The organism is Streptomyces sp. Z423-1, from assembly GCF_013009255.1.
GTDB lineage: Bacteria > Actinomycetota > Actinomycetes > Streptomycetales > Streptomycetaceae > Streptomyces > Streptomyces gossypiisoli.
In genome coordinates, this window is sequence record NZ_CP053109.1 from 7,905,763 (window position 1) to 7,928,918 (window position 23,156).

Consider the following 23,156-nt stretch of genomic DNA (forward strand, 5'->3'; position numbering starts at 1 on the left):
AAGGAGACCGTACATGACACTCACACCCGAGCAGGCCCGCGAGCAGGCCAACCAGCTGCTCGCCACCCTCTACGCCAACGTAACCCAGTGGGATGAGGCCACCCTCGACCAGGCCGTCCTCGCCATAGCCGGCGGCAACCGCCCGTTCTCCGCGAACGACCTGTGGGCGATCGTCCCCGAGCTGGGCCGCGGCACCGCCGGCCTGTACTTCACCAACCTCACCAAGCGCCGCCAGCCGCGCGTGCTGGTGAAGGTCGGCGACGAGCCGTCCGTGAACCCGAAGGCCCACGGCAAGCCGGTGAACCTGTACCTCCTCACCGCCGAGGGCCGGAAGTTCATCGAGGACCGGCAGGCCGCCCGCACCCAGCAGGGGAGGGCCGCAGCGTGATCGACGCCCTCAACCACCTCAACCTCGCCTGGCTGTACATCGCCGCGGTCGCCGCCGGAGCCATCGGCGCCGGCATCGGCTGGCTCGCCAACCGCCGCAACAACAACGCCCGGAAGGAGGACTGATGGGCCGCCCCGCCATCCCCGCCGAAGCCTTCCAGCACGGCGACCCGCGCCGCTACCGCCGCGGCTGCAAGTGCCGCCCCTGCACCAGCGCAGTCACCGCCGAAGTCCGCCGCGGCCGATACCTCCGCGCCACCGGCCGCGGCAACCTCACCACCCCCGAACGAGCAGCCCGCCACATCGAACGCCTCCGCGCCGCTGGCATGCCCGACACGCAGATCATGGCCGACGCACTCATCGGCCAGTACGTCCTCTACCGCATCATCCGCCAGGACGGGCCGATCCGCCGCAGCACCGAAACCCGCGTCCTCGCAGTCCGGCCCACCACCGACCTGCCCGGCTCCGGCAACCGCATCCCCGGCCTCGGCACCAGCCGCCGCCTCCGTGCTCTCGCCGCCGACGGATGGTCCGCCACCGAACTCGCCCGCCGCTGCGGCAAGCACAAGCAGTTCATCGTCTACCTGCAGAACCAGCCCGACACCCGGACCGTGCGCCGCTGGGTCGCCGACTACGTGAACCGCCTGTACATCGAACTGGACGGGCTCAAGCCCGAAGAGCACGGCGTCCCCGCCCACATCGCCAAGCGCACCCGGGACCGAGCCGCCGCCAAGGGATGGCTCGGCACCGCCTGGTGGGACGAGGAAAGCCTCGACGACCCGGACTACGCGCCGGCCGCCGAGACCACCACGCGGCGCCAGGCCATCGCCGAAAACGCGACCTGGCTCATGCGTGTCAGCGGCCTCGACCGGGCCGCCGCCGCCGAACGCCTCGGCGTCAGCAAGTCCTACATCGACCACGCCTTCCGCGAGCACCCCGAGTACGCCGTGGAGGTGGCGGCCTGATGTCTCGCGCGTCCACCAAGAAGACCCGTACCGCCACGCACCGGCCGGCAGTCAAGCAGCGCCGGTTCCGCCACGACGAGTACGTCGCGGTCGACCTGTTCTCCGGCTTCGGAGGCCTCACCGAGGGCATCAGGCGCGCCGGATTCACCACGATCATGGCCGCGAACCACAACACCTACAAGGTCGAGGTTCACGAAGCGAACCACCCGGAAGCCGAGCACTGGATCGCCAACCTCGTGAACCCGGAATCGTCCGACTACCACTCGGTCCGCGACCTGCCCCCGGCCGATCTGCTGGTAGCCGGCGTCAGCTGCGTCAACCACTCGCAAGCCAACACGCTCAAGGCCTACGCGCAGGGTCTGACCCTGTTCGGGATGGAAGACCCCGACTACGAGGAACGGGTCACCCGCTCCGAACGCGACCGGGCCACTGCCAACTGCGTCCTGCACTACGCGCAGACGCACCGGCCGCGGATGATCCTCGTCGAGTGCACGACCGAGCTGCAGTCCTGGGGCCCACTCCTCCCGGGCAGCAAGAAGGTCGGCGACGGCTCCACCTACCGGTGGTGGCTCAAGCAGTTTGACCTGCTCGACTACAACCACACGGTGCTGTTCCTGAACAGCCAGTTCTTCGGGGTGCCGCAGTCCCGCAACCGCGGCTACTGGGTGTTCGTCCACAAGTCCCTGCCCATGCCGGACCTGGAGCATCGGCCCCTGTCCCGCTGCCACCGCTGCGACAAGGACGTCGAAGCGGTCTGGACCTGGCGCACCGGGATTCCGCCGACCGGGAAGGTCGCCTACGGCGAACAGTACGAGTACCGGTGCCCGTCCTGCCGCACCGCGGTCATCCCGCCCATGACACCGTCAATCACCGCGCTCGACCTCAGCGACCTCGGCACCCGCATCGGTGACCGGCCGGTCAAGACGTTCAAGGACGGCCACCGCGGCCCGTTCGCCGCGTCGACGACAGCCCGAATCGAGCGGTGTCGCCAGAAGTTCGCCGACTTCCCGGCCATTCTCATGCCCGCCAAGGGCGTGCACGGCTCGGAACGGCTGCTGTTGCAGCCACTGGCAACACAGACCAGCCAGCAGGAGGCGGCGCTCCTGTCGACCGGCCAGGGGCTGTGGGATGAGCCATCGCTGGCGCTCGCCGTCGACAACTACCAGGGCACACCGCGAGGCGCCGGTGAGCCGCTGCCCACCCAGGTCGCCTCCGAGACGCTCGCGCTGGTGACCTCCGGGGTCATCCCGTACCGCAAGCACACCGTGCCTGCGGTGCACGCGGAGCCGATGTCGACGTTCACCTCCGAGCAGATCCCCGGACTGCTCACCGCGGCCGGCTGGTTCAAGCAGAACGGCTCCACGGGCACCGAGACCGCAGCACACCCGGTGACCGATCCGCTCGGCACGCTCACGTCCCGGGACACGACGGCACTCCTCACCGCCAACTGGGGGCCCGCACTGTCCCAGGTGCCGTTCGAAGAGTGCTTCTACCGCATGATGGGCGCCCACGAGATCGGCAGAGGCTGCGGATTCGACGTCGACTTCCGTGACTACCGCGGCACCTTCACCGTCTGGGGTTCCGCCCGCGATCAAGTGGACGGTTTCGGCAACGCCGTCAGCCCACAGGTCGGCACCTGGATCGGAAACCGGCTGCGTGCCGTCCTCCACAGCCCCCATGACCGCGACACCGAGCCGGACTACGAGGCCGCCGCGTGACCGCGGGCCGCCGGCCGCGCGACCAGCCCTGACCAGCAACACCCCGACACCCCACCCATCCGCAACAGCCAGGAATGAGACGTCTGATGGCCGAGAAGGACAAGCGCACCTACGTCAAGGTGCACGACGGCCTGCCGGACCACCCGAAGATCATCGAAGCGGGAGGCGAGGCCGGCTGGCTCTACATCTGCGGGCTCGCCTACGCCTCCCGTCAGCTGACCGACGGCGTGATCCCGAAGCGTCTCGTGCCCCGGCTCACGGACGGAAGCAAACCCGAAGCAAGTGCTTCGGCACTGCTTCGCGTTGGCTTGTGGCATGAGGGCGAACACGACTGCCCGAAGTGCCCCGCAGCACCCTCCGACGCCTACGTCATCCACGACTACCTCGGCCACCAGCGGTCCGCCGCCGAGGTGCGGGAGCTCAGCGCCAAGCGCTCCGCCGCAGGTCAGAGGGGCGGCAAGCGGTCCGGCGAGTCCCGCCGAGCCGCCTCGAACCGCGAAGCAAACGGCGAAGCACTTGCTTCGACTTTGGTGAAGCAAAACGGAAGCAAAACCGAAGCAGAGACAGAGACAGAGACAGAAGAAGAAAAGAGATATACGCGAACTCCTGCGGAGCCCGCGGATGCACCACCCCGAGCCGACGTCGAACGCGTCTGCCGACACCTCGCCGCCGTGATCGAGAAAGGCGGCAGCAAGAAGCCGGCCGTCACCAAGAAGTGGCGCAACGACATCCGGCTGCTCATCGACAAGGACGGCATCACACCCGAGCAGGCCGTAGCCGCCATCGACTGGGCCCACGCCAACGACTTCTGGCAGGCGCACATCCTCAGCCCGGCCAAGCTTCGGGCCAAGTACGACACCCTCCGCCGCCAGGCCCTCGCCGAGCAGCGCAAGCAGCGCCCCGCCGGCCCCACAACCGCACCCCGAGAGATCCCCGAGGAGGAGATCGACAGTGCACTCCGCTTCGGCTGACGAGCTCAGCCCCCGCGAATCCGTCCTCGTCGAGCGGCGCCTCGCCGCCCTCGACCGGTTCGACTCCCGCATCCCCGCCATCTACCGCCAGCGCTACGACCTGCCCAAGCAGGTCGCCGACTGGATCGGCGGCTGGGGCGGATCCAGCCTCTTCCTCACCGGGCCGATCGGTGTCGGCAAGACCCACACTGCGTGGCACACCTGCCGCCGCTGGCTGGAGGCCCAGTACGCGCCGAACATGCCGTGGCAGGGCACCCCGATTCTGAGCATCTACCGGTCCACCGCCCTGTTCGACGCGCTCCGCCCGGACGCCCCCGGGGGCGAGGGGCGTGCGCTGGTGAAGCAGCTGCAGGAAAGCGACCTGCTGTTCATCGACGACCTCGCTGCGGCCCGCGCCTCCGACTGGACGCAGGAGCGGCTGTTCGAGCTGTTCGACGAGCGGTACATCAACCGCCGCCCTGTGATCATCACGTGCGACGTGCTGCCCAACCAGCTGTCCGAAGTCGTCGGCCCCCGGGTCGCGTCCCGCCTCGCCGAGATGTGCCGCGGCAGCGTCGTCCTCCTGCAGGGCAGCGACCGCCGGAAGGGAGCGGCGGCGTGACCACCGACATCGACATGTGGGGCCCGGACGCCGCGCCCGTATCGTCGGCGCCCGCCGACCTCGAGGCCGAGCGCATCCTCGCCGCCACTGTCATGGCCCAGCCGAGCCTCGTCGACACCCTCGCCGCTGAAGGCTTCGACCCCGCCGACATCAGCGACGAGCGTCTGCGCATGGTGTGGTTCGCCGTCGAAGACCTCGCCCCCACCCTCACCTCCGGCGAGATCCGCTGGGAAGCCGTCGCCCGCAAGCTCGACACGTGGCACGCCGAAGGCCGCATGGCCAGCCGCCCGCTGACCGGCCCTCAGCTTGCCGAGCTGTACAACCAGGCGATGCCCGGTGCCGCCGGCTACTGGGCTGAACGGATCGCCCGCGTCGCTGTCGCCGCGCGTACCGCGGCCCTCGGCGTGACGATGAAGCTCAAGGCCGAGTCTCCGGCGTTCGACCCGGCCGCCGACATCGCCGAGATGCAGGCCGAGATCGACAACCTCGTCCGCCCGGCCGCCGTGTCGCAGGCGTCCGTGCTCGGCGACCTGCTGCCTGCCGTGCTGGAGCGGGCTGTCACCCCGCCGAGCGCAGAGGACCGCATCCCGACCGGGTTCATCGACCTGGACAGCCTGCTGTCCGGAGGCTGGGCGCCCGGCCAGCTGGTCGTCGTCGGCGCCCGCCCCGCGATGGGCAAGACCACGTTCGCGTCCGGCATCGCCCGAGCCGCAGCCATCACCAACAAGATCCCGACGTACTTCGCGTCGCTCGAGATGGGCAAGGACGAACTCGCCAACACCATGCTCTGCGGCGAGGCGAAGATCGCCCTGCATCACCTGAAGCAGGGCATCGTCCAGGACGACGACCTGGCTCGAGCCGCGCTCAGGCTGCCCGCCATGGCCGACGCGCCGCTGCACATCGACGACAACGCGCTCGTCACGCTGCCCGGCCTGCGCGCCATCGTCCGCAACCTCGTCCGCACCGCCGGCCTGCGCCTCCTCGTCATCGACTACCTGCAGCTCATGCAGGCACCCCGCGCCGAGTCCCGGCAGGTCGCCGTGTCGATGCTGTCGCGCGGACTGAAGCTCCTCGCCAAGGAGTTCGGCATCACCGTCGTCGTCCTCGCCCAGCTCAACCGCGGGCCCGAGCAGCGCACCGAGAAGAAGCCGATGGTGTCCGACCTGCGCGAGTCCGGGTCGATCGAGCAGGACGCCGACATCGTGATCCTGCTGCACCGCGAGGACGCCTACGAGCGGGAGAGCCCTCGAGCGGGCGAGGCCGACCTGATCGTCGGCAAGCACCGCGGCGGACCTACCGCCACGATCACCGTCGCCGCGCAGCTCCATTTCAGTCGCTTCGTGGATATGGCCGCTACGTGAACGCCCAGCCGGACCGCGCCGACCTGGCGGCCATGCGCGCAGAGGGCGACCTCCTCCCGTACCTGATCTCGCTCACGGGCCGCACGCCGACCAAGCCCAAGTCGGCCAAGGCCGAGCGGGCGGCGCCCAGTTACCACATCCCCCGCCCTGGGGCGTGGCCGTGCGGGACCGCCCCGTCCGGCCCGACCCCGCAGCCCTGCGACGAGTGCAAGCCACCCGCCGCCTGACCCCGCCCTGCCGCGCTGTGCGGCAACCAACCAGGAGGAACCGATGTCGTACCCCGAACTGCTGTCCCCCGAGGAGAAGCTCGCCGACGCAAAGGAGCGGCTGGGCATCCCGAAGATCGTGGCCATCTGCGGCAGCACGCGCTTCATGTCGGAGATGGCCGAGGCGGACCTGCGGGAGACCGCGGCCGGCCGGATCGTCGTCAAGCCCGGCTGTGACATGAAGCAGCCGCACGAGTTGTGGGCCGACCCGGCAGAGGCCGAGGCGTTGAAGCTGCGCCTGGACGATCTGCACCGGGCGAAGATCCGCCTCGCCAACGAGGTGCTGGTGGTCGGGGACTACATCGGCCAGTCGACCACCGCCGAGATCGCCTACGCCCGCGAGTTGGGCAAGCCCGTGTGGTTCACGCACCCCGAGGTCGACCCGGAGTGGGAGACCGCGTGATGCCGAACCGCATCCAGCGCCGCCGCACCAAGGGATGGCGCCTCGCAGGCGCAGCCCACCCGATTCACGGCGGCGTCATCGTCAGCCGCCCCAGCCGCTTCGGGAACCCCTGCAAGGTCGGCCTGATGCAGGAGATGGGCTACGAGGACCCGCACGCCGCCGCAGCAGAGAACTTCCGGATCTGGCTCGCCGGGTCCCGCTCCGACGCCCCCACCGACGAGGCAGACCGGCGCCGCGAGCGGATCCTGTCCGGACTGCACCTGCTGCGTGGGAAAGACCTCGCCTGCACCTGCCCGCTCGACCGCGCCTGCCACGCCGACGAGCTGCTGCGCAGGGCGAACATGCCGCCCGCCGAACTGGCCGCGTGGATCACCGTCGTGCGGGCCCGCGTCAACCGGCAGCGAATCGCGTGGGGCGAGAAGCCCATGTACGCCGCCACCAAGGAGGCCGTGTTGTGAAGATCCGCGCCGACATAGCCGCCCTGATCCGTGAAGGCCACACCAACGCCCACATCGCCCACCAACTCCGCTGCGCCCGATCCACCGTCGCCCGCCACCGTCACGCCCTCAACCTGCCGCCCGCGGACAAGCTCGGCCGGCTGTACGCCGAAGCCATCCCCACCGGGCGCGCGTTGAAGGCCCCCTCGGGTCGGCTGCCGTTGTCGCCGGCGCAGCAGGCCGCGAACCGTGAACGCCTTGCCGCTGCGCTCCGCGAGCCCGCCGCTTGACCTGTGCCGCCTGCTGTGCGGCGACCACCCCGGCCCGGCCCGTGACACCGGGCACCAACCCTGAGGAGACACCCGTGACCGTACAGACCATCAGCGAGGAGCAAGTCGAGGAGGCGCTGCGCCTCGTCGCCTCCCGCAACCTCGCCGCCGCTTCCGCTGTGCAGCGATGGATGCGGATCTCGTTCCGTGATGCCAGCGCCCTGCTGGACGAACTGGAGCGCCGCGGCTTCGTCGGGCCTGCTGATGGCAGCAGGGCCCGCGACGTCCTCGTCCGGTACTGCGAGCAGTGCGGCCGGATTGGGAAGCGCGGCTACCGAACCCTCAGCAACGACGAGCACGGCATCAGCATCACCGTCTGCTCGAACAAGGCTGCCTGCCGCAAGCGCTGGCCGAAGCCTGCGCGCGACGACGACTGACCGCCCCGTGATTCCGCAAGACGGCCCGCGGCAGCTGCTATCTGCCGCGGGCTCGTGTTCAGCCTACGACCGCCCACCCCGCACACCGGAGAAGCCCATGACCACACCCGCCGACGAACTCCGAGCAGCCGCCGACAAGCTGGCGCCCGAGCCCGAGACCCCGCCGAAGCTCACCGGCGAGTACCCGGACGTCGACGCCTGCTACGCGCACCTGCTGCGCACCACGGCCGAAACGTGCGACGCCGTCACCCGGCACGGGCTGGAGCTCGACGAGACGGCCCACTGGCTGGCCCCCGCTCTTGCCGCCGCCCGCAAGCTCAACGCCCAGTCCTGACCCCAGCCCGTCTGCCGCCCCGCCTGTGGGGCGGCCCCCTCCTTGGAGACCCACCGTGAACAACACCACCGACCCGCTCGTCGAGGCGATCGAATCCGCCATCTGGGACCTTTACGAGGGCGCTCAGCAGTCCGCTACTGGCCTGGTTCTGGCCAACCCCCGGGCCGTTGCCGCTGTGGCTGCGACCAAGGCCCGTGCCGCCGTGCTGCCCGAGCCCGCCGACCGGGCCGTCGTCCTCCGCGAGGCCGCGCAGCGCCTGTACACCGCGCTGTTCCCCGCCGTCTACGACGACATGGGCCAGAAGGCCGCGGAGGGCGTCAACCGCGCCGTCTCCGAGCTGCGCCGCATGGCCGACGAGGCGCAGCCCACCACCAAGGCCGTGCCCGACACGCTCCCCGAGTGGCTGCACTGGCGCTTCGGTCCGCATGGCCAACCCTGGAGCGACGTGCCCGACGAAGACAAGGCGCTCTGGGAACACCAGGCACGAGCCGTCCGGCGGGCCGTCGCCCGGGGCGGCTTCAAGTCGCGCGCCGCCGGGGCGCGGCAGGACGGGCCGGCCACGGACGACGGAGCCGGGCAGTGACCGCCGTGCACCGGGCGACCGTCCGCCGACCCGCCCAGCCCCGTGCCGCGGTCACCAGTCGGCAGCTGCAGATCCTCGCTCTCGCCGCGTCCGGCTACACCGCTGCCCAGACAGCGGCCCGGCTCGGCATTCAGCCGTCGACCGTGCACGAGCGCCTGCACCGCGTGTACCGGAAGCTCGGTGCCCGCGACCGCGCGCACGCCGTAGCCATCGCCCTCGTCACTGGACTGCTCGACCCGGTGAGCGTCGAACTGCCGCCGGGAGAACGGCTCAGTGCCCGCCTCACGGCCTCGGAGGGCGCGAGTGGGGCTCCGGTGGGTCGGAGCGCTGCCGGGCCGTCACGGAGGCGCACAGAGGCTGCGGCATGACAGGCGGGCCACAGACGGCCCGGGACACCCGCCCGGGCCCGTCACCCCAAGCACCGGCCGAACGGCCGTCAGACAACAACCCAGCCACCTGGAAGGGGCACCCCATGACCGACCGCCCGCACCGCCAAAAGCCCACCGAGGTCATCAAGACCGCGCTCACCCTCGTCGGCCGCGACGCACAGCACTACGCCCGCACCGGCCCCAAGAAGCAGGAAGACGCCCTGCACCAGATCGCCAACCAGTTCCTCGACGAACTCCAGCACCGAGGTGAGTTGTGACCGACAACCCCCAACTCGTCCACATCGGCTGGTACTGCTGGCGCTGCAACGGCCTCGTCGAACAGGCCTGCCGCAGCGACAACGTGCCCGTCTCCGTACCCGCCGACTGGGCCGACGACATGCGGGCCGAGCTTCGACGCCTCGGCGAAGAGGACGACACCCCCGCCCCCGCCCACGACGCCGGGCCCACCGTCCGCGAAGCAGCAGCCGACGACCGGCGCTGGCCACTGGAGAAGCACGGCGAATAGCCGCCCACCGCCCCAACACCGAACCGCCCCGCACGAAAGGCACCGCCGTGAACGAGCCCCTCCCGCCGACCTGCACCGTCTGCGGCAACGGCCTGTACGAGCACGAGCTCACCCACCAGGCCTGCCGCCCCTGCACCGACCGCGTCGATCAGCAGCTCCGGGCGCTCGCCGGGGCTGATGGGCTGTACGCCCGCCTCAGCGACAGCCTGGCGCCCGGGTCGGGCAGTGGCGGGCCCGTCGTCTCCGGCAGCCGCACCGCACCGCTGCCCGTCCGCCTGGAGCCGCTCAGCCTCGCCGCCCGCGGGGGCGTTGTGACCATCCTGCAGACGTGGCTTGTCGACTGGCACGACCTGCTCGGCTACCGGCACCCGAGGTGGGAGGGCGGCCTGCAGCAGCAGTGCGACCAGGCCGTCAAGCGGCTGCGCATACTCCTGCCCTGGGCGGCCGAACAGCACGGCGCCTTCGAAGAGTTCGCCCGCGAGGTCGCGCACCTGCGGCGGCAGTGCGAAGCGGCCACCGGCGGGGAGCGGCCGGCCCGCCGCGTCGGCGTCACCTGCACCTGCGGACGCACCCTCCGCGTCACCCTCGACACCGCCGGCGTCCGCTGCCCGTCGTGCTCGGCGCAGTACGGGCACAGCGAAGCGCTCCGGCTGCCGCTCGCCGCCCGGTCTGCGGCATGATGCCCACCCGCAACCCGAGGGGGGACCTGTGAAATCGCGCCTGCAGTGGATCCACGCCAGAGGCCAGCACGTCATCGTCGAACGCAACCCGACCTACATGGGCGAGACCTTCGCCAAGTTCCTCGTCCTGGCCTTCCTGCTCTGGATCCCGGTCGACATCCTCCGTTGGGCCGACTGGATCCCCTTCGCGGGGGCGAGCCTCTACCTGCTGTGGGAACTCGGCCGCGTCAGCGACGCTCTCGGCGAACTCGCCGGCTTGTGGAACGAGCAGTACCGCCAGCGGCAGGAAGCCGAGCGCGACGAGTACTACAAGAGGCGTAAACAGCAGCGAGACCAGCCCTGACACGACGAAGGGCCCCGACCGCAACCCGCGGTCGGGGCCCTTTCGTGTGCCCGCCTACGCGGCCTCCTCCACTTCCGGCGGCCTCTTCCCGTTCAACACCTGCCGCACCCAGCCAGCCGACAAGCCCAGCCGGACGGCCAGCTCCTCCACCGGTACACCGCGCTGGTGCGCGGACCGCAACGCCGCATTCCGCCGCTGCTGCCACCGCACCCGCGCCACCCGACCAGCCACCGCCCGATGCAGCACCACCGCCACACCCAGCAGCAGCCGGCCAGCCGCGTCATCCAACCTGCGCGCCATGCATCCCCCCTGTCGTGGTCGCGACACCCCGCTGATAGACCACGGTCAGCGCAGTGCAGGGCGCGCACAAGGGCGCGAACGACAACACCCCGCCTGTGCAACACAGGCGGGGTGGGAGATGCGAGAGGGTCAGCCGCGCGACACCGCGAGCGGCGCCGGCACCGGCGGGGTGTCCAACCCCAGACCCTCTGCGAGCAGCATCCGCGCCGCGGTGTCTCGCTCGAACGCGGACCGGCCCGGCGGCATCGACAGAAGCAGCGAGCCGTCACGACGCTCGACCAGCGCGCCGAAGAACGTCGGGTCGGTGATCGACGAGTCGGCCAGTTCCACGTCCAGCTCGGCCAGCAACTGGGGGAGCGGGCTGTCGAGGAGGTAGTCCGTGGCGGATTTCATGGGCCGCTCTAACGCGGCATGGGTAAGCTGGCTCAAGGTTCCCTTCCTTCCCGGGTGGGGTTTCCGAATCGGCGAGCCTGAACTCGCCGGTAGAACGGGCCCGGTGTTCGCAGCACCGGGCCGTTCGCGTTTCAGTGGGGCACACGCTAGGCCACTTCCGGCCTCCTCTCGGGCCGTTGAATGTAGATCCGGTCCGGTACTCGCCGCACCTCTCATCTGCGGTAATCGGCGATTTGGCTGGTCCGGTAGGATTCGTCGCGCCTCCGTCCCCTCAGCGCGAACAATTCGGACACTGCGGAGGGGTGGCCGAAAGTCGTCAGTGAGGCAAGACCTCGTCGAGGTACTCCTGCACCCGGTCGTACAACGGGTACGGCACATAGTCGGTGATCTCCGAGTGGGCGACCCAGGCGACCGCGTCGAGCTCGTCAGCGTCGGCGACGCGGGCCTCGCCCTCGACCGCCTCGCACGCGGTGTAGCTCATCAGTCGCTGCGTTTTCGGGTGCACCCGCTCGCCGAGCAGCCGGATCGCCTTCACTGTCAGCCCGGTCTCCTCGCCGGCCTCACGCACGGCCGCGTCCTCCGCGCCCTCGCCGGGCTCGATGGCGCCCGCGGGGAACTGCCACATCAGCTCGCCCTCCGAGATCCGGCGCCTGACCATGAGCACACGTCCGTCCCGGACGATGATGGCGGCGCTGATGCCAGGCTTCTCGGTGGTCGTCTCGGTCGTCATGCGATCGCCTCCAGAGCGGTCAGGATGGGCGGGAAGATCTGGTCCTGCGGGATGAAGCGGGTCAGCGCGGCGCGCGGAACCCAAGCGACGTCAACGTTCTCCAGCGGGTCGAGGTTCGACGCGTCGCCCGCCAGATGGTCGGCGAGGTAGTACGACGCGACGACGCCGGTGACCGGGTGGATGCGCTCGCCCAGCTGTTCGCGGATCGTGCAGTGCACGCCGGTCTCGCCGTGCGTCTCCTGCACGGCCACGGTCTCCGGTGCGGCGCCGGGCTTGACCATGCCGGCCGGGAACTGCCAGCGCAGCTCCCCGTCCCCGCGCCTGCATACCAGCAGGATGTCGTCGCCTCGGATCACGACCGCTATCGCTACCCGCAGGGCCTGCGCTTCCATGCGCGGACTGGGCGGGCGCAGCAGGAGTGCGAAACGTCGCTGCACGTCCTCACCCGCCTCCCTGTGCGCGATGTCCAGGATCTGCTGTACCTCGGTCCGGTGGACCATGTCCGGTGACGCATGCCACCGGCTGATCGTCCGCTCGCTGATTCCGAGGCGCTCGGCGAACGCCTCGTTCGTCAGCCGCATGGCCTGCTGGAGGAGGCATGCGGAGCGACCGGTCCAGGTCTCTACGACGTCCACAATGGGGCTCCCGTGCTCGTGGCGCTCGGGTCTGGCGGGCTGGCGGCGGGTCGGTGTCGCCGCGGTGTCGGGTGGTGCTCGCTATGGCGTTGTCGTGTCGGGGCGCTGTCCTTCTACCGCGCGCGCAGGGGGCGTTGGCTGGACGGCATGGTCAAGTCACGTCTACCTGCCTCGCGCGATGGCCTCCGCGCGAGAGCCACTGAAGCCGAGCATGCGGCCGACCTCAGCCCAGGTCCGTCCCTCGTAGAGGGCCCAGATCACGTTTCGCTGGATCTCCAGAAGGGTGCGGTCTGCGTCCACGAGCTCGCTGCGCAGATCGCGCGCCTTCTGGAAGCGCTCGACCGGATCGTCGATGGCCGTCACGGCGGCGGTGGCGGTCTCAAAGGCGTCGGTGAGCGAATTGGTCATGCGGTCAGGGTAGGGATCGATTCGACCCGCTTCAACCCCGTGTTGATGATCGCGGCTGGTTGGTCTCAGCCTTTCGGTCCAAGGGAGTTGACAGGTCGTCGGCAGACCCTTTCAATGGGGGTGTTGAAGACGACGGCGCTCCACCGCCCGAAGCTTCAGCAGCCGCTCCACCGGCCGCACCCACAAACGAAGACGGCCCCAGCACAGGGACTCCACTCCCTGGCCGGGGCCTGACCACCAGGTTCTGTAGAGGAGATCCTGTGGCTACCCAGATCGTACCGGCGCCCGAGCGCGCCGATCACCAGGGCATGACCCTGGCCGACCGCCTGGCCCATGAGGCCGCGTCCTTCGTCCGCTCCACGCCGCCGGCCCCGCGCCCGAAGCGCACCGTCCTGGAGCGGTTCCCCGCCGGCGGCCCGCGAGGCCAGTGGCCGGCGGAGTCGTTCGCCGCCCAGAAGCGCCGTGAGGGTGTCCCCGCCCGGGTGGTCATGGACCTCGCCACGGACGACTTCCTCGTGATCGTCGAGGTGGCGTCGTGAGCGCCTCGGCCATGTACGAGCGGCGGTGGCAGCGTGACGCGCACCAGGCGCTCGGCGAGTTCCTGCAGTCGGACGACCTGCCCGCCGTCTCTTGGACGATCGCCACGTCCGGGGCGCTGGTCGGGGACGTGGACTCGCTGACGTCGACGCCGGCTGAGCAGCGGGCCGCGTTCGAGGCGTGGGCGCGGCACCTGGACGCGAAGGTCTTCCCGGAGCGCACCAACGACGGCGTCGTCCGCTTGTACACGCAGTTCTCGTGGCAGGGCGACCGGGTGCGGGGCGCGATCCGCTGCTCGATCTACCCGCCGCTCGACGAGGACGGTGTGTCGTGAGCGCCGAGCACGAGAAGGCGAAGCCGCCGCTTCCGGTCCGGCCGCCGCGTCCGCACCCGCAGGGGGTGACGCCGTGACCCCGGCGGAGCAGGGCCCGCTGGCGCGCGGGCTGGCCGAGCAGACCCGGCAGGCCCTGGAGGCGGCGAAGAAGGCCGCCGAGGCTGCTGCGGAGGCCGCCCGCCGGGCCGCCGAGCAGCAGCAGTAACCCCCGACCGCCGCGGGGCGGTATCCGTCCCCCCGTTCCGCCCCGCGGCTCCAACCCCCCATCCACTGACCCGAGAGGGCTATCCCGCCATGTCTCTGTCCCTGGTCACGACCGCCCCGGCCCGTTCCGAGGACGAGGACGCCGCCTACCGGGCGGACGTCGTCACCCGCTTCTACGCCGCCCGCGACTGGACGGTCGAGCTGAGCGTCCTCGCCGAGGCCGCCGCCTACGACAGGGCCCACCCCGGCGAGCCGCCCCTCGTCGACGAACTGCGCGACGGCGACGCCGACTACCCGGCCGCTGCCTGACCCCACCGACTGCCGGGCGCGGTACATCCCCCAGCCGCGCCCGGCACCTAGCCCCGCGATCAGTCGGAGGGAGGTGTTCATGTCCGACGACGAGCGCGAGTACCCGATCCGCATCCCGTCCAAGCCGATCTGATCAGCAAGTCCCGGCCCGACCGACCCAGGGTCTACGCCTCGAACGCAGGCCGGGACACGCACCAACCCCCCAATCCCTGAAACAAGAGAGGAGCCGGACTGATGGCTGACGAGGACAAGAGTCTGGAACAGGAGTTGCGAGAGATCCAGGAGGAGCAGCAGCTGTACGGCGGCTGCAACAACTGTCAGGGCCAGCACTGCCCGGACTGCAACTGATGACCCCCACCGTGCAGGGCGTCGAACTGTCGCCCGGTGACGAGGTCGACGACCGAGACATTCCGGTCTGCCACGGCGAGCCGATGCTGCGGGCCGGTCTGGTCTTCGCGTGCGGCTCGTGCCCGACGATCGTCGAGTACGCCGACGGCCTCGTCTTCGACATCCGCAACTGACCCCCTATCCCCCGGCCAGCACCACCCACACGACCACCGAACCGAGAGAGGACCAGCACATGCCGAAGTGGGCGCTCACCGCCACCAGCCGCACCGGCCAGAAGGTCAACCCCTTCGGCGGCGACACCGACACCGTCACCGTCTACGACAAGGCCGACCTCGACCGCCGCGTCAAGGCCGACAAGACCGACCCCCGTGACCTCGACGTCAAGGTCGAACGCCTCAGCTGACCGGCTGTCCGCCGGGCCCGACGCCGCGCGGGCCCGGTCAAGGAGATCTGGCGCAGCAACCCCCACCGTCCACCTTCGACCCGAGTGAGGTCGTCATGTTCCGTCGTCCGTTCGCCCGTTGGCTGCTGCTGGGGCTGGTCCTGGTCGTGATCGGCCTGTGGCCGGCCGCAGCCGCCCCGATCGGTCTGGCTGCCGCTGGCGCGGCCACCGTCATCGGCGTCGTCCCCGGCCCGGTCTTGCTGCTTGCCGGCGTCGTCGCCTGGCTGAAGCACCGCCCCACCCCCAAGCCCGCCACCGCCTGAGAGGAGCAGCCGCCCATGTCCGCCAGTACCCGCCGTCACCGCGTCATTCAGCGGGCCATTGTCAACGGCCAGCGCGACCACCTCAACCTCAGCCTCACCGAGGGCCACGCCGCTGTCCGCTCCGGGCGCCGCTACGCCGACGTTTTCCACGCCTACGAGTTCGCTGCAAGGGACGGCACCCGCATGCACGTGGCTTACGCCCGCTACCTGCCAGGCAGCAGCCGTCACGGCTTCAGCAAGTTCAACTCCGACCTCGACGTTACCTATCTGTTCGAGGTCACCGCCGAGGCGGTCACCGCCAGCTTCGGTCTCGCTGAGAGGGAGGCCGTCTGATGCCGATCACGTTCCGTAAGAGCTTCCGGATCCTGCCCGGTGTCCGGTTGAACATCAACCGCCGCTCCTGGTCAATCACGCTCGGCGCCCGGTCCGGGCCCCGGCACACGATCAGCAGCACCGGACGCCGCACCACCTCCATCGACCTGCCCGGCCCCTTCGGGTTCCGCCACAACCACCGCCGTCGCTAGACCACCGAGAGGACTGATCACCCGTGACCGCCACGTCGATTGAGAAGGTCAACGGCCACGCCGCGGCCGAGCCTCGGTTCGATCCGGTGGCGTTGGCTGAGGCGGAGGCGATCCGGACCCGCGCCGCCGCCGAAGCCGAAGCCGCCCGCATCGAAGCCGAGGGTAAGGCCGACGCCGAGCGCACCCTCGCCCGCGAGCAAGCCGAGAAGGACCGCATCGCGAACGAGCGGGCGCGCATGCGCCTGGAGAAGGAGCAGGCCGACCACGCCGCACACCTCGCGAAGAAGGCCGCCGAGAAGGCCAAAGCCGACGCCGAGAAGGAGAAAGCCGAGCAGGCCGCCGCCGACGAAGCCGAGCGGGAGGCGCAGCAGCTGGCCGAGCAGGAGCGCAGCGAGAACCTGTGGAAGTGGGGCGCCCGCGGCATCTACATCGTCGGCCTCATCATCGCCGCCCCTGTGCAGTTCCTCGCGTTCTGGGACCCCGAGCGGCCGTTCCTCGTGGCTGCCCCCGCCCTGCTGGAAGGCCTCGCCCTCGTGCTCGCGGCCGGCGCCGCCTGGGCCGTAGCGCATCGGCGGGACGTCCTGCCGTACCGGATCGGCATCATGGCCGGCGCGCTCATCGCCGCCGGGATCAACCTGTGGCACGGCCTGACCGACCCCCACATCGGGCTGAACGCCGGCCTCATCGGCGCCCTCGCCTCCCTCGGCGGGCCGATCGTCCTCATGGCCTACGAGCACGGCATCGCGCAGAAGGCCGACGGCATCCCCTCGTTCAGGGAGCGCCGCGCGACCGAGCGCGCCCGGCGCGAGGCGGACGCCGCCCGCGAGAAGGCCCGCGCCGAAAAGCAGGCCGCCGAGGACCGGGCCGCCGCCGAGAAGGCAGCCGCGCAGGCGCGCGCCGAGGAGGAGCAGCGGCGCAAGGACGCCGACCGCAAGGAGCACCACCCGGAGGTGTGGGCGGTCGCCGACGCCCTTCGCTCTGCCCGCGGTTCGGCGTTCGTCACCGAGCAGATCTGGGCCGAGGCGTGGCTCCTCGTCACCGGCTGCAAGACGGTCGGGATCACCCTCGACATCGAGGCTCGCGGACGCGCCCAGCAGGCCCGCGTGAAGGCCGCGACCGACGTTCCGATAATCGGTGACTTCTCGCTGGTCGATTCCCAAAAGGGCCCTCGCGCCAAGAAGGACCCGAACGCCCCCGACGGACGCCGCAACAACGGCGGCACGCCGCCCCGCCGGACGCCCGGCGACACCGCCCCGTACAGCCCCATCGCCCGGCGCCAGGCGCGCCTTGAGCAGACCACCGAGAAGGACTCGCAGTGAGCATCGAGACGACCCCGAGCAGCACGCCGGACCCGGAGTGGGAGCAGATCACCGCCACCCTAGTCAAAGACCCCGAGCCGGTGCGGTTCGAGTTCCAGAAGCGACCCCGCCCGGCTTGGATGATGTCCGGCGAGCAGCTGCGGCAGTGGACGGTGTACGCCCGCGACAACGCGGTCGACGCGATCCGCTACCACGCCACCCACTCGCCGTACTACCTCGGATGGTCGGTCCGCGGCTACAGGTGGCTGTGCCTCAGGTGGTGGGAGGCCCGCAATGACGACTACCGGCAGCAGATCGCCACCGCCAAGCAGATGCTGCGTGCCTCCAAGGGCAAGCCTGCCGACGAGGCCAAGTACAAGGCGATCGTCGACGTCCGCCGCAGCGAGTTCAAGGCGCACAAGAAGCGGCACTGGATCAAGACCGGCATCAGCGGCCTGCTCCTCACCGTCGGCGGGACTGTCGGCGCCGTGGCGGGCGGGCTGTGGGTGCAGATCCTCATGGCGCTCGCCGTCATCTTCACCGGTGCCTGGTTCGGCCGGCCCACGGAGCCCGCAGTGAAACCGATACAGGCCCCGACCCGCACCAGCCACCTGGGCGAGGACACCATGCGGCGCGTCCTCGTCGAGGCCGGCGCCGTGCCCGAGAAGCGGGCTGATGAGATTCGCGGCGTCGGTATCCCGCACACCGAAGGCCCCGGCATCGCCTACGCCGCCCACACCCCGTCCGGCATCCCGGCAGCGGTGGCTGTCGCGAGGAAGCAGCAGGTCGCTGCCGCGCTCGGCGTGCACTCCGACTGGCTCGACCTCAGTGTCGGCAGCGTGGAGACGCTGCTGCTGATCTGGGTTGCCAGCGAGGACCCGTTCGGTGTCGTCCGGCGGTCCCCGCTCATCGGCCACAAGGGCGCCCTGGATCTGTGGAACGACGGCGCGCCGATCCTCTTCGGTAAGCGCGGCAACGTCATCCGGATGCGTCTGCGTGACCTGATGATGCTGATCGGTGGCCGGACCCGCAGCGGCAAGGGCATGCTCCTCGCCAACCTGAACCTCGCCATGGCCAAGGAAGTGCGCATCAATCTGCGCCTGTTCGACGGCAAGGCGTCCGGCGAGCACAACGCCCTCGCCCCGCTGCTGGCCACGTTCGTGAAGAAGAACCCTGAGCGGCTCGTGAGGTTCACGCGGGCCGTGCTGGAGGACCTGGACCGGCGGGCCGACTTCCTCGACGAGCGCGGCAAGTCCAAGCTTACCGAGGACTTGATCGAGGAGATTGGTGGCATCGAGGTCATCGAGATCGACGAGCTCGCGACTTACACCGCCAAGGGCACCAGCCCGTTCGTCGAGGAGATCGTCGAGAACCTCTGCCAGATCGCCGCCGTCGGCGCCGGCCTCGGTGTTCTCCTGGAGCTGGCCACGCAGGTGCCGGAAGTTGATGTCGTGCGCGGCCGGCTGCGGCAGAACCTCGTCGCGCGAGCGGCGATGAACACCGAGTCGCCGCAGGCATCCAACACGATCCTGGGTGACGGCATGGCCGGGCAGGGCTACGACGCCTCGCTGATCCCGCTCAACCAGCGAGGGCGCTGCTGGTTCACCACCCCCGACACCGGAACCATCCCCGCCCGCTCAGGTCTCGTCGAGGACGACGACCGGCCGCCGGTCATCGCCGAGGGATACGAGCTGCGGAAGGCGGCAGGCCGTCTGCCCGGCCAGTGGCGCGACCCGATCGAGGAGAAGCTGATCGCCTGGACCGGCGTCTCCTCGGCGGCCGGCGGCGAGCGCGGCAACGGGCGTATCGTCCGCGTCACCCTCCTGGAGCGGCTGGAGATCGTCGCCCGATCCACCGGACGTGACTGTGCGACGAACGCCGAGGTGTTCCGCGCGCTGGCCGCGGCGCAGGCCGACAAGTACGGGCAGCGAGACGGCGAGACGGACCGCGCTTGGTCGTCCCGCGTCGGCAAGCTGCTGAAGGACGAGCTGGAGTCCGTCGGCACCAACCTGGAGGCGAAGAAGGTCGCCGGGCCGGACGGGGAGCGCACCCTCGGCTACACCCTCGCGGACATCACCGCCGCCCGAAATGCCCGGCCCTGAGGTTGGACAGGGGTCGGACACGCGCCGCATAACCGCAGGTCGCAGGTTGGACACAGGTCGGACAGGCAAGGACAGCTCAGCCCTCGACTGACCGCCAGTGTCCAACCTCTGTCCGACCTCTCACCTGCACGTTTCCCTGCCCCGTCCAACCCCTGTCCGACCTATATGCGAGGAAGGTCCGAAGCCGATGCTCACCCTGAAGATCCAGCAGATGACGATCGACGGGCACCCCTACACGTGCCCCGAGTGCGCCTCCGAGGCGTTCACGCTCGACGGCACCGGCTTCGTCGACGCCTTCCCCGTCATGGGCAACTGCTGGCAGTCCCACAGCTGGGAAGACCCCCTGATCACCCTCGGCATGCTGAAGGAGATCAAGGCCGCGTCCACCGGCCGCGCGCGGGCCGAGGACGACGACGTCTTCGAGGTCACCGTCGGCGGTGCGGTCCTCGCCGGGATCCTCTACCCCGACGTCACCGTCGACGACATCAAGCAGGTTTGGACTCGCGTCTACTGGCGGCGCCTCATCAAACCCGCGATAAAGCGGCGGAAGCGCGCCGTCATCCGTGCGGCCAAGCAGCCCGTCCGCAACGGCGTCGCAGCCGCCAAAGCTGCAGCCCTCGGCGCCGCCTGGGGTCTACAAGCCGGCGGCCACGAGCCCGACCCCGATCACACGCCCGAGCCCATCAACCCCTGCCCCGCATGCCGCGGCAAGGGCCACCACGCCATCGAATCCCGCCTTCACGGCAACACCCACGTCCGCTGCTCCGTATGCCACGGCACCGGCGAAATCGAATAGGAGAACCGCATGCCCGAGCCCACCATCCCGATGAGCGAGGAGGTCGCCGAGAAGGAAGCCGACCGTCTCATCGCCGACGCCTACCGACCCACCGCCTTCCGCGACGACACCCCCCTCCCGCGCCACGGAACCGCCCCGCCCGTCCCGCAGCCCGGCCGGCCGCCCATGAGCCAGAAGGCCGTCGACCTGAGCACGGTCATGCTGTCCGCGGGCGCCGCCACCATCCCGCCGGGCGCCATCGCCATCGGCGTCATGCTGGCCTCTAGGTACGCCGACCCCGTCGTCATCGGGATGATCTGTGCCGCGCCCGCTGCGATCGCCGTGCCGATTGTCGCCGTTGCCAAGCTCTTGCGTGGCGCCAAGCCCGAGCCGGAGGTGCACCAGCACTTCCACGGCAACGTCCGGCAGACCACCGTCCACAGCCGCACCAGCGGCGTCTGGGTCAAGAACACCAACCGGCAGTAGGTGCGGCTTACATCTCGAATCGGTGAACCTCGCCGCGACCATCCCGTACCAACATCATTCAGCAGTACGATCCCGTTTCCGTACATCCCTGGGGGGACCATGACGAGCGACATTCCCGAGCAGCCAACCACTCTGCCGCCACCCGCCGAACCACCCGCCATGCCCGCGCCGGAGCCGGCGAAGAAGAGACTCAGCCCGCTCGCCGCCGGACTCCTCGGCGTCGCACTCGGCGCCGGGGCCGTCGGCGGCATCTGGGCCATCACCGCCAACAGCGGCCCCTCGGAGCCCGCCACCTTCACGCTCGAAGGCACCTTCGAACTTACTGAGAGCACCGACAGCGATGGCAATGGCGGCTGTCGAGGGGCTTACGACAGCGGCTATGACGACATCGCAGAAGGTACCGGCGTCACGGTGTACGGCGCCTCGGGAGACGTCATCGCGACCGGGTCGCTCGGCGACTCCACCTACGACTCCTTCACCTGCAAGTTCGACATCGCTATCGAAGACGTGCCCAAGGGCGAGAAGTTCTACAAGGTCGAAGTGTCCCATCGCGGCACCGTGCAACTGAGCGCGGAGGAAGCCGAAAACGGGGAACTGGCCGCGAGCCTCGGCTGACCCGCTGCACACCAGAGGCCACTTGACATTCTGACCAGCACCGAAGCAAACTCGGATCAACCTAGTACACGTGTCTAAAGGGTCATCGCGCGCGCGGTGGCCCTTTAGACGTTCCCGGGGGAGGTGTCCGATGCCTCCAGCCCTCGTGACGGCCATGGACGCCGCGCACTACACGGGCCGCTCCGTAGGCACGATCTGGCGGTGGGCATCCGAAGGCCGCATCACCCGCTACGGCAGCGGCAAGACCGTCCGCTACGACGTGCACGAGCTGCCCGCCCGCACGGTCGACGAGTGGACCGGCGAGGTGAACCTCGGCGACCCACCTCCGCTTCCCGCCGGCGCCCGCGCCGCCTGATCGTCCCGCCGCCCGCGCTCGCTCCGGTCCCCGGGCGGCGGGGCTTCAACGTCACAACACGGCCACGGCGCGTACACCGCGCCCTCACAGGCCGGATGATGCCCCCTCAGCAAAGAACGTCCTTGGGGGGACCATGAGAACCCGCACAGCCGCCGTAGCCGCCCTGTTCGCCCTCGCGGCCCTCACCGCCGCCTGCGGCAAGTCCGAAGAAGAGATCGCAGAGGACTGCCAGAAGGTGCTCGCCACCACGACCGTCGACCTCAAGGACGACCGACCTGAAGCCTGCGAAGGGCTTTCTCAGGACGACTACGAGGCGCTGGTCTTCTCGCAGCGGCTACAGGACAGCGGCTTGATCGACGAGAACGGTGACGTCGACATGAGCGAACTTCTGGACGACAGCCAGTAGTCAAGGAGGCGCCCGTGGCCGGCAACCCGCGCAACGGGCGCCCCTACCGCAGGCTGTGCGACGCTCAGCGCGCACTCCAGCTGCCATGCTGGTGGTGCGGCGGGCAGATCCGCTACGACATCACCGGCCCGCTGGCTGGCCGCCACCGGGACGCCTTCACGCTCGATCACGCCGTGCCTCTCTCGCGCGGTGGTGACCTCCTCGACCCGGCCAACGCCCGCAGCGCACACCGCCGCTGCAACAGCGCCCGCGGGAACCGCACCGACCATATGCGTCAGCCGGTACGGTCCTCACGGAGGTGGTGATCGGTGAGCCTGCTACGCCGGATCGCCCGTCGCTGCGAGACGCACGACCGGGCGTCATACGCCGTCACCGCGCGGCTTGAGCGGCAGCTCGGCATGGAGCCCAGCACCCCGCCTGACAGCTTCACCGATCAGCTCGCCAACCCTGATCTGATCGACTGCGGCAACGCCTGGTGTCAGCGGCGGAGGTGACGCGGTGTGCTCTACGTCGTCACCGGCCCGCCGGCTGCAGGCAAGTCGTCGTGGATCGAGGCGCGCGCCCGGGCGACGGACATCGTGATCGACCTGGACCGCATCACCCAGGCTCTGATGGGCCCCGGTGCCCCCGCTTGGTCGCAGCACCCAGTCGCCATGAGGGTTGCGCACCGCGCCCGGTACGCGGCCATCGACGAGGCTGTGAAGCACCTCGACGAGGTTGACGTCTACCTGATCCACACCATGCCCAGCCCTAAGTGGCTGGCCCGGTACCGCAGGCACGGCGCTGAGATCGTCGCTGTGGACCCAGGCCGTGACATCGTGATGCAGCGCATCCAGGACATGCGCGCGCCAGGACTGCAGGCCGTGGCCACCCGCTGGTACGCACAGCAGGCCAAGCAGCCGCGAGGTAAGCCAGCCGGTCGCCAGGCCTCCCGCGCCTGGTGACGCACCGTTACCCCGGACTCGGTCACCCATCGTGCACCCTGCCACCGAGGCAGGGTGCAGGGCAGGGGCCCCGGCCCGGGCAGGCGGCACCACCCCCCG

General features: G+C 70.1%; 43 protein-coding genes. 38 read left to right on the forward strand and 5 right to left on the reverse strand.

The features are described from left to right. Positions 1-13: 13 nt before the first annotated feature. From HJD23_RS35715 to HJD23_RS35800, 19 genes are all read left to right on the forward strand, one after another. A complete protein-coding gene (locus HJD23_RS35715) occupies positions 14-388 on the forward strand; it encodes a hypothetical protein (protein ID WP_171117871.1) in 375 nt (124 codons plus the stop codon). Further along, complete coding sequence (locus tag HJD23_RS44795; RefSeq protein WP_277347786.1) at positions 385-513, forward strand: hypothetical protein; 129 nt, start codon at positions 385-387, stop codon at positions 511-513. Before HJD23_RS35715 ends, HJD23_RS44795 begins: the two co-directional genes overlap by 4 nt. Continuing rightward, positions 513-1,352, forward strand: coding sequence for a hypothetical protein (locus HJD23_RS35720; RefSeq protein WP_171117869.1), 840 nt, complete (start codon positions 513-515; stop codon positions 1,350-1,352). The genes HJD23_RS44795 and HJD23_RS35720 overlap by 1 nt, the downstream gene beginning before the upstream one ends. Beyond that, entirely contained in the window at positions 1,352-3,070 is a 1,719-nt protein-coding gene (locus tag HJD23_RS35725; protein WP_171117867.1) for a DNA cytosine methyltransferase, read from the forward strand. The genes HJD23_RS35720 and HJD23_RS35725 overlap by 1 nt, the downstream gene beginning before the upstream one ends. Before the next feature lie 86 nt (positions 3,071-3,156). After that, positions 3,157-4,041, forward strand: a complete 885-nt coding sequence (locus HJD23_RS35730) for a hypothetical protein (protein ID WP_171117865.1) — start codon at positions 3,157-3,159, stop codon at positions 4,039-4,041. Continuing rightward, complete coding sequence (locus HJD23_RS35735) at positions 4,022-4,642, forward strand: DnaA/Hda family protein (protein WP_171117863.1); 621 nt, start codon at positions 4,022-4,024, stop codon at positions 4,640-4,642. Before HJD23_RS35730 ends, HJD23_RS35735 begins: the two co-directional genes overlap by 20 nt. After that, positions 4,639-6,003, forward strand: a complete 1,365-nt coding sequence (locus HJD23_RS35740; RefSeq protein ID WP_240980885.1) for a replicative DNA helicase — start codon at positions 4,639-4,641, stop codon at positions 6,001-6,003. Before HJD23_RS35735 ends, HJD23_RS35740 begins: the two co-directional genes overlap by 4 nt. Beyond that, the gene (locus tag HJD23_RS35745) at positions 6,000-6,230 is read left to right on the forward strand and encodes a hypothetical protein (RefSeq protein ID WP_171117861.1); all 231 of its coding nucleotides are present in this window, start codon (positions 6,000-6,002) and stop codon (positions 6,228-6,230) included. The genes HJD23_RS35740 and HJD23_RS35745 overlap by 4 nt, the downstream gene beginning before the upstream one ends. 43 nt (positions 6,231-6,273) lie before the next feature. Continuing rightward, positions 6,274-6,672 carry a hypothetical protein gene (locus tag HJD23_RS35750; protein WP_171117860.1) on the forward strand — a complete coding sequence of 133 codons (399 nt, stop codon included), beginning with the start codon at positions 6,274-6,276 and terminating at the stop codon, positions 6,670-6,672. Then, on the forward strand, positions 6,672-7,130 hold the full coding sequence (locus HJD23_RS35755) for a DUF4326 domain-containing protein (RefSeq protein ID WP_171117858.1): 459 nt from the start codon (positions 6,672-6,674) through the stop codon (positions 7,128-7,130). The genes HJD23_RS35750 and HJD23_RS35755 overlap by 1 nt, the downstream gene beginning before the upstream one ends. Beyond that, a complete protein-coding gene (locus HJD23_RS35760) occupies positions 7,127-7,399 on the forward strand; it encodes a helix-turn-helix domain-containing protein (RefSeq protein ID WP_171117856.1) in 273 nt (90 codons plus the stop codon). Before HJD23_RS35755 ends, HJD23_RS35760 begins: the two co-directional genes overlap by 4 nt. Positions 7,400-7,473: 74 nt before the next feature. Next, positions 7,474-7,815 carry a DNA translocase FtsK gene (locus HJD23_RS35765; protein WP_171117854.1) on the forward strand — a complete coding sequence of 114 codons (342 nt, stop codon included), beginning with the start codon at positions 7,474-7,476 and terminating at the stop codon, positions 7,813-7,815. 97 nt (positions 7,816-7,912) lie between these two features. After that, a complete protein-coding gene (locus tag HJD23_RS35770; RefSeq protein WP_171117852.1) occupies positions 7,913-8,149 on the forward strand; it encodes a hypothetical protein in 237 nt (78 codons plus the stop codon). A gap of 55 nt (positions 8,150-8,204) precedes the next feature. Next, complete coding sequence (locus HJD23_RS35775; protein WP_171117850.1) at positions 8,205-8,732, forward strand: hypothetical protein; 528 nt, start codon at positions 8,205-8,207, stop codon at positions 8,730-8,732. Next, positions 8,729-9,100, forward strand: a complete 372-nt coding sequence (locus HJD23_RS35780; RefSeq protein WP_171117848.1) for a helix-turn-helix transcriptional regulator — start codon at positions 8,729-8,731, stop codon at positions 9,098-9,100. The genes HJD23_RS35775 and HJD23_RS35780 overlap by 4 nt, the downstream gene beginning before the upstream one ends. A 104-nt stretch (positions 9,101-9,204) precedes the next feature. Next, positions 9,205-9,378, forward strand: a complete 174-nt coding sequence (locus tag HJD23_RS35785; RefSeq protein WP_171117846.1) for a hypothetical protein — start codon at positions 9,205-9,207, stop codon at positions 9,376-9,378. Beyond that, positions 9,375-9,626 (forward strand): hypothetical protein, encoded by a 252-nt coding sequence (locus HJD23_RS35790; RefSeq protein ID WP_171117844.1) that lies wholly within the window; start codon positions 9,375-9,377, stop codon positions 9,624-9,626. Before HJD23_RS35785 ends, HJD23_RS35790 begins: the two co-directional genes overlap by 4 nt. 47 nt (positions 9,627-9,673) lie before the next feature. Beyond that, positions 9,674-10,306: a hypothetical protein gene (locus tag HJD23_RS35795; RefSeq protein ID WP_171117842.1), complete on the forward strand. Its 633-nt coding sequence runs from the start codon at positions 9,674-9,676 to the stop codon at positions 10,304-10,306. 28 nt (positions 10,307-10,334) lie between these two features. Further along, positions 10,335-10,649, forward strand: coding sequence for a hypothetical protein (locus HJD23_RS35800; protein WP_240980886.1), 315 nt, complete (start codon positions 10,335-10,337; stop codon positions 10,647-10,649). Positions 10,650-10,703: 54 nt separating this feature from the next. On the opposite strand, the gene HJD23_RS35805 is transcribed toward HJD23_RS35800, so the two are convergent. The 5 genes from HJD23_RS35805 to HJD23_RS35825 all read right to left on the reverse strand — a co-directional run bounded on the left by HJD23_RS35805 (position 10,704) and on the right by HJD23_RS35825 (position 13,115). Continuing rightward, positions 10,704-10,949 carry a hypothetical protein gene (locus HJD23_RS35805; protein ID WP_171117840.1) on the reverse strand — a complete coding sequence of 82 codons (246 nt, stop codon included), beginning with the start codon at positions 10,947-10,949 and terminating at the stop codon, positions 10,704-10,706. A 129-nt stretch (positions 10,950-11,078) separates the two neighbouring features. Next, complete coding sequence (locus tag HJD23_RS35810; RefSeq protein ID WP_171117838.1) at positions 11,079-11,378, reverse strand: hypothetical protein; 300 nt, start codon at positions 11,376-11,378, stop codon at positions 11,079-11,081. Positions 11,379-11,658: 280 nt separating this feature from the next. Then, positions 11,659-12,072 carry an NUDIX hydrolase gene (locus tag HJD23_RS35815; protein WP_171117836.1) on the reverse strand — a complete coding sequence of 138 codons (414 nt, stop codon included), beginning with the start codon at positions 12,070-12,072 and terminating at the stop codon, positions 11,659-11,661. Continuing rightward, positions 12,069-12,707: an NUDIX domain-containing protein gene (locus HJD23_RS35820; RefSeq protein ID WP_171117834.1), complete on the reverse strand. Its 639-nt coding sequence runs from the start codon at positions 12,705-12,707 to the stop codon at positions 12,069-12,071. The genes HJD23_RS35815 and HJD23_RS35820 overlap by 4 nt, the downstream gene beginning before the upstream one ends. Positions 12,708-12,869: 162 nt before the next feature. After that, complete coding sequence (locus HJD23_RS35825) at positions 12,870-13,115, reverse strand: hypothetical protein (RefSeq protein ID WP_171117832.1); 246 nt, start codon at positions 13,113-13,115, stop codon at positions 12,870-12,872. A gap of 260 nt (positions 13,116-13,375) precedes the next feature. Here HJD23_RS35825 and HJD23_RS35830 point away from each other — a divergent pair, with 260 nt between their 5' ends. The 19 genes from HJD23_RS35830 (at position 13,376) to HJD23_RS35915 (ending at position 23,057) form a co-directional block, all read left to right on the forward strand. Then, positions 13,376-13,654, forward strand: coding sequence for a hypothetical protein (locus HJD23_RS35830; RefSeq protein ID WP_240981032.1), 279 nt, complete (start codon positions 13,376-13,378; stop codon positions 13,652-13,654). Continuing rightward, a complete protein-coding gene (locus HJD23_RS35835; protein ID WP_171117831.1) occupies positions 13,651-13,986 on the forward strand; it encodes a hypothetical protein in 336 nt (111 codons plus the stop codon). Before HJD23_RS35830 ends, HJD23_RS35835 begins: the two co-directional genes overlap by 4 nt. A gap of 73 nt (positions 13,987-14,059) precedes the next feature. Next, on the forward strand, positions 14,060-14,191 hold the full coding sequence (locus HJD23_RS44800) for a hypothetical protein (protein WP_277347787.1): 132 nt from the start codon (positions 14,060-14,062) through the stop codon (positions 14,189-14,191). An 89-nt stretch (positions 14,192-14,280) separates the two neighbouring features. After that, positions 14,281-14,499, forward strand: a complete 219-nt coding sequence (locus HJD23_RS35840; RefSeq protein WP_171117829.1) for a hypothetical protein — start codon at positions 14,281-14,283, stop codon at positions 14,497-14,499. A 347-nt stretch (positions 14,500-14,846) separates the two neighbouring features. Further along, the gene (locus HJD23_RS35845; protein WP_171117827.1) at positions 14,847-15,020 is read left to right on the forward strand and encodes a hypothetical protein; all 174 of its coding nucleotides are present in this window, start codon (positions 14,847-14,849) and stop codon (positions 15,018-15,020) included. A gap of 59 nt (positions 15,021-15,079) precedes the next feature. After that, positions 15,080-15,250 carry a hypothetical protein gene (locus tag HJD23_RS35850; RefSeq protein ID WP_171117825.1) on the forward strand — a complete coding sequence of 57 codons (171 nt, stop codon included), beginning with the start codon at positions 15,080-15,082 and terminating at the stop codon, positions 15,248-15,250. 95 nt (positions 15,251-15,345) lie between these two features. After that, on the forward strand, positions 15,346-15,552 hold the full coding sequence (locus HJD23_RS35855; RefSeq protein ID WP_171117823.1) for a hypothetical protein: 207 nt from the start codon (positions 15,346-15,348) through the stop codon (positions 15,550-15,552). Between the two features lie 15 nt (positions 15,553-15,567). Then, a complete protein-coding gene (locus HJD23_RS35860; RefSeq protein ID WP_171117821.1) occupies positions 15,568-15,885 on the forward strand; it encodes a hypothetical protein in 318 nt (105 codons plus the stop codon). Further along, positions 15,885-16,076: a DUF4236 domain-containing protein gene (locus HJD23_RS35865; RefSeq protein ID WP_171117819.1), complete on the forward strand. Its 192-nt coding sequence runs from the start codon at positions 15,885-15,887 to the stop codon at positions 16,074-16,076. Before HJD23_RS35860 ends, HJD23_RS35865 begins: the two co-directional genes overlap by 1 nt. 23 nt (positions 16,077-16,099) lie before the next feature. After that, positions 16,100-17,395, forward strand: coding sequence for a hypothetical protein (locus HJD23_RS35870; protein WP_171117817.1), 1,296 nt, complete (start codon positions 16,100-16,102; stop codon positions 17,393-17,395). Next, the gene (locus HJD23_RS35875) at positions 17,392-19,476 is read left to right on the forward strand and encodes an FtsK/SpoIIIE domain-containing protein (RefSeq protein ID WP_171117815.1); all 2,085 of its coding nucleotides are present in this window, start codon (positions 17,392-17,394) and stop codon (positions 19,474-19,476) included. The genes HJD23_RS35870 and HJD23_RS35875 overlap by 4 nt, the downstream gene beginning before the upstream one ends. Positions 19,477-19,663: 187 nt before the next feature. Next, positions 19,664-20,272, forward strand: coding sequence for a zinc finger-like domain-containing protein (locus HJD23_RS35880; RefSeq protein ID WP_171117813.1), 609 nt, complete (start codon positions 19,664-19,666; stop codon positions 20,270-20,272). A gap of 9 nt (positions 20,273-20,281) precedes the next feature. Continuing rightward, positions 20,282-20,737 (forward strand): hypothetical protein, encoded by a 456-nt coding sequence (locus tag HJD23_RS35885; RefSeq protein ID WP_171117811.1) that lies wholly within the window; start codon positions 20,282-20,284, stop codon positions 20,735-20,737. A gap of 99 nt (positions 20,738-20,836) precedes the next feature. Beyond that, complete coding sequence (locus tag HJD23_RS35890) at positions 20,837-21,352, forward strand: hypothetical protein (RefSeq protein ID WP_206326330.1); 516 nt, start codon at positions 20,837-20,839, stop codon at positions 21,350-21,352. A 130-nt stretch (positions 21,353-21,482) separates the two neighbouring features. Further along, a complete protein-coding gene (locus tag HJD23_RS35895; RefSeq protein ID WP_171117809.1) occupies positions 21,483-21,707 on the forward strand; it encodes a helix-turn-helix domain-containing protein in 225 nt (74 codons plus the stop codon). Between the two features lie 133 nt (positions 21,708-21,840). Continuing rightward, a complete protein-coding gene (locus tag HJD23_RS35900; RefSeq protein WP_171117806.1) occupies positions 21,841-22,113 on the forward strand; it encodes a hypothetical protein in 273 nt (90 codons plus the stop codon). Between the two features lie 14 nt (positions 22,114-22,127). Then, a complete protein-coding gene (locus HJD23_RS35905; protein ID WP_171117804.1) occupies positions 22,128-22,418 on the forward strand; it encodes an HNH endonuclease in 291 nt (96 codons plus the stop codon). Positions 22,419-22,421: 3 nt separating this feature from the next. Further along, positions 22,422-22,607, forward strand: coding sequence for a hypothetical protein (locus HJD23_RS35910; protein ID WP_171117802.1), 186 nt, complete (start codon positions 22,422-22,424; stop codon positions 22,605-22,607). A gap of 6 nt (positions 22,608-22,613) precedes the next feature. Further along, positions 22,614-23,057, forward strand: coding sequence for a hypothetical protein (locus HJD23_RS35915; protein WP_171117801.1), 444 nt, complete (start codon positions 22,614-22,616; stop codon positions 23,055-23,057). Positions 23,058-23,156: the final 99 nt, after the last annotated feature.

Coding starts and splice junctions, on each gene's coding strand:
- HJD23_RS35815 (WP_171117836.1), bottom strand. CDS start 12,072: ATGACGACCGAGACGACCACCGAGAAGCCTGGCATCAGCGCCGCCATC.
- HJD23_RS35855 (WP_171117823.1), top strand. CDS start 15,346: ATGTTCCGTCGTCCGTTCGCCCGTTGGCTGCTGCTGGGGCTGGTCCTG.
- HJD23_RS35865 (WP_171117819.1), top strand. CDS start 15,885: ATGCCGATCACGTTCCGTAAGAGCTTCCGGATCCTGCCCGGTGTCCGG.
- HJD23_RS35770 (WP_171117852.1), top strand. CDS start 7,913: ATGACCACACCCGCCGACGAACTCCGAGCAGCCGCCGACAAGCTGGCG.
- HJD23_RS35850 (WP_171117825.1), top strand. CDS start 15,080: ATGCCGAAGTGGGCGCTCACCGCCACCAGCCGCACCGGCCAGAAGGTC.
- HJD23_RS35900 (WP_171117806.1), top strand. CDS start 21,841: ATGAGAACCCGCACAGCCGCCGTAGCCGCCCTGTTCGCCCTCGCGGCC.
- HJD23_RS35720 (WP_171117869.1), top strand. CDS start 513: ATGGGCCGCCCCGCCATCCCCGCCGAAGCCTTCCAGCACGGCGACCCG.
- HJD23_RS35840 (WP_171117829.1), top strand. CDS start 14,281: ATGTCTCTGTCCCTGGTCACGACCGCCCCGGCCCGTTCCGAGGACGAG.
- HJD23_RS35805 (WP_171117840.1), bottom strand. CDS start 10,949: ATGGCGCGCAGGTTGGATGACGCGGCTGGCCGGCTGCTGCTGGGTGTG.
- HJD23_RS35750 (WP_171117860.1), top strand. CDS start 6,274: ATGTCGTACCCCGAACTGCTGTCCCCCGAGGAGAAGCTCGCCGACGCA.
- HJD23_RS35895 (WP_171117809.1), top strand. CDS start 21,483: ATGCCTCCAGCCCTCGTGACGGCCATGGACGCCGCGCACTACACGGGC.
- HJD23_RS35885 (WP_171117811.1), top strand. CDS start 20,282: ATGCCCGAGCCCACCATCCCGATGAGCGAGGAGGTCGCCGAGAAGGAA.
- HJD23_RS35880 (WP_171117813.1), top strand. CDS start 19,664: ATGCTCACCCTGAAGATCCAGCAGATGACGATCGACGGGCACCCCTAC.
- HJD23_RS35785 (WP_171117846.1), top strand. CDS start 9,205: ATGACCGACCGCCCGCACCGCCAAAAGCCCACCGAGGTCATCAAGACC.
- HJD23_RS35845 (WP_171117827.1), top strand. CDS start 14,847: ATGACCCCCACCGTGCAGGGCGTCGAACTGTCGCCCGGTGACGAGGTC.
- HJD23_RS35755 (WP_171117858.1), top strand. CDS start 6,672: ATGCCGAACCGCATCCAGCGCCGCCGCACCAAGGGATGGCGCCTCGCA.
- HJD23_RS35860 (WP_171117821.1), top strand. CDS start 15,568: ATGTCCGCCAGTACCCGCCGTCACCGCGTCATTCAGCGGGCCATTGTC.
- HJD23_RS35730 (WP_171117865.1), top strand. CDS start 3,157: ATGGCCGAGAAGGACAAGCGCACCTACGTCAAGGTGCACGACGGCCTG.
- HJD23_RS35725 (WP_171117867.1), top strand. CDS start 1,352: ATGTCTCGCGCGTCCACCAAGAAGACCCGTACCGCCACGCACCGGCCG.
- HJD23_RS35715 (WP_171117871.1), top strand. CDS start 14: ATGACACTCACACCCGAGCAGGCCCGCGAGCAGGCCAACCAGCTGCTC.
- HJD23_RS35890 (WP_206326330.1), top strand. CDS start 20,837: ATGACGAGCGACATTCCCGAGCAGCCAACCACTCTGCCGCCACCCGCC.
- HJD23_RS35825 (WP_171117832.1), bottom strand. CDS start 13,115: ATGACCAATTCGCTCACCGACGCCTTTGAGACCGCCACCGCCGCCGTG.